At 57.9% G+C, this 1,445-nt stretch carries 3 protein-coding genes and 1 pseudogene; 3 read left to right on the forward strand and 1 reads right to left on the reverse strand.

The features are described 5' to 3' along the window. A pseudogene (locus GHO32_RS25990) lies at positions 1 to 97 on the reverse strand (recombinase family protein); the annotation flags it as partial. 158 nt (positions 98 to 255) lie between these two features. Between GHO32_RS25990 and GHO32_RS25995 the strand changes: the two are divergent. Genes GHO32_RS25995 through GHO32_RS26005 form a run of 3 tightly spaced genes read left to right on the forward strand, consistent with a single transcriptional unit; the run spans position 256 to position 1,299 of the window. Next, the gene (locus GHO32_RS25995) at positions 256 to 633 is read left to right on the forward strand and encodes a type II toxin-antitoxin system RelE/ParE family toxin (protein ID WP_003151133.1); all 378 of its coding nucleotides are present in this window, start codon (positions 256 to 258) and stop codon (positions 631 to 633) included. Next, positions 614 to 949, forward strand: coding sequence for a helix-turn-helix domain-containing protein (locus tag GHO32_RS26000; protein ID WP_001172026.1), 336 nt, complete (start codon positions 614 to 616; stop codon positions 947 to 949). The genes GHO32_RS25995 and GHO32_RS26000 overlap by 20 nt, the downstream gene beginning before the upstream one ends. Before the next feature lie 14 nt (positions 950 to 963). Beyond that, the gene (locus GHO32_RS26005; RefSeq protein ID WP_000741275.1) at positions 964 to 1,299 is read left to right on the forward strand and encodes a hypothetical protein; all 336 of its coding nucleotides are present in this window, start codon (positions 964 to 966) and stop codon (positions 1,297 to 1,299) included. The last annotated feature ends 146 nt before the right edge of the window (positions 1,300 to 1,445 follow it).

Below are 1,445 nucleotides of genomic sequence, written 5' to 3' on the forward strand. Positions count from 1 at the left end.
CGCGCTGCAAGTCCGTGCTCTGGCGGTCGGAGTCCGACGACACGCGCATGTAGCCAACCAACATAGGCGGATAACCATCAAAAACAGGTTTCCGCATAATAGTGAATAGCGATAGAGTTTTCCGTACATTTTTGAGGGGGTGTTGCACAGGTAGCACAGCGGCGGCTGACAGCCTGTCGCAAAACAAATGTTTTACGACACCTCCTTGAGGTTGCCGCGTTTACATCATTACCTGAACAGGTATAAAATTCCGTCATGACAAACAAAGAAAAACCGCTCGAATGGATCGCGAGCAGCCACAAGGATTTGATGGCGTTGCCGTCCGACGTGCGTCGCCGTTTCGGTTACGCGCTCTCGTTGGCGCAGATAGGCGATCAGGATGACGCAGCAAAGGTGCTCAAGGGGTTCGGTGGTGCCGGCGTGCTGGAGGTCGTCGAAGACGATGCCGGCGGCACCTATCGAGCGGTATACACGGTCAAGTTTGCGGAAGCGGTGTTCGTCCTGCACTGCTTCCAGAAGAAGAGCAAGAGCGGAATCGCCACGCCAAAGGCCGACATGGACATCATCCGCGCTCGGCTGAAGGTGGCCGAGGTATTGGCACAGGAGCTACGAAATGCAAAAACGAATCATTGAAGGCGTCGAGGTTCAGCGCAGCTCGGGCAACGTCTTTGCCGACCTTGGACTGCCTGACGCTGAAAAGCTCAAGATCAAGACCGGCCTGGTGGTCGAGATCAGGAGGGCCATGCGCGCCCTTGGGCTGACTCAACAAGCGGCGGCCAAACGCATGGGCATCCCGCAACCGAAGGTGTCGGGCATGATGCGCGGCGACTTCACCAATCTATCCGAACGCAAGCTGATGGATTGTCTGAATCGCCTCGGCTACGACATCGAAATCAAGGTACGGCCAGCAGCCGAGCCGATCGGGCATCTAACGCTCGCAACCGCTTAATCGGAGCTCTCCTGATGGCAGCCCGCATCACCGACGACGAATGGGACGAACTGACTCCCGAGAATTTCGATACCACGGCACTGCTGCGTGCAGTCGATGCCGTGGACGTGCTGCGCGGCGATTTGAATGACAGCGCAGACGGCGCACCTCCGCAACTGCGCACCGACCTGTTGAAGCTGCATCAACTGGCAATGGCCGCGTTCAACGAGGGATCACGCAGCCGAGTGGCTGAGCTATTTGATCTCGCCGTGGATCTTCAGGATCAGGTTGATCATCTGATGACCTCGCTGGAACAAGTGCAAGAAACCCTGTCCCGGTTGACGGCGCTCTACCCAGAAAGCCTGTCCTGAATGTTCTTGGAGACAACCACATCATGAGCCGCAGCCGCCGCAAAACGCCCATCGTTGGGCACACGACCTGCCGTAGCGAGCGCGAGGACAAGAAACTCTGGCATCAGCGCTGGCGAACCCACGAGCGCACCGCGCTGGCCAGCGCG

This window comes from Pseudomonas sp. FSL R10-2189 (assembly GCF_009600325.1).
GTDB lineage: Bacteria > Pseudomonadota > Gammaproteobacteria > Pseudomonadales > Pseudomonadaceae > Aquipseudomonas > Aquipseudomonas helleri.

What these genes read in the sequence shown, in the direction of transcription:
- GHO32_RS25995 (WP_003151133.1), top strand. Translation starts at nt 256, where the DNA reads ATGACAAACAAAGAAAAACCGCTCGAATGGATCGCGAGCAGCCACAAG.
- GHO32_RS26000 (WP_001172026.1), top strand. Translation starts at nt 614, where the DNA reads ATGCAAAAACGAATCATTGAAGGCGTCGAGGTTCAGCGCAGCTCGGGC.
- GHO32_RS26005 (WP_000741275.1), top strand. Translation starts at nt 964, where the DNA reads ATGGCAGCCCGCATCACCGACGACGAATGGGACGAACTGACTCCCGAG.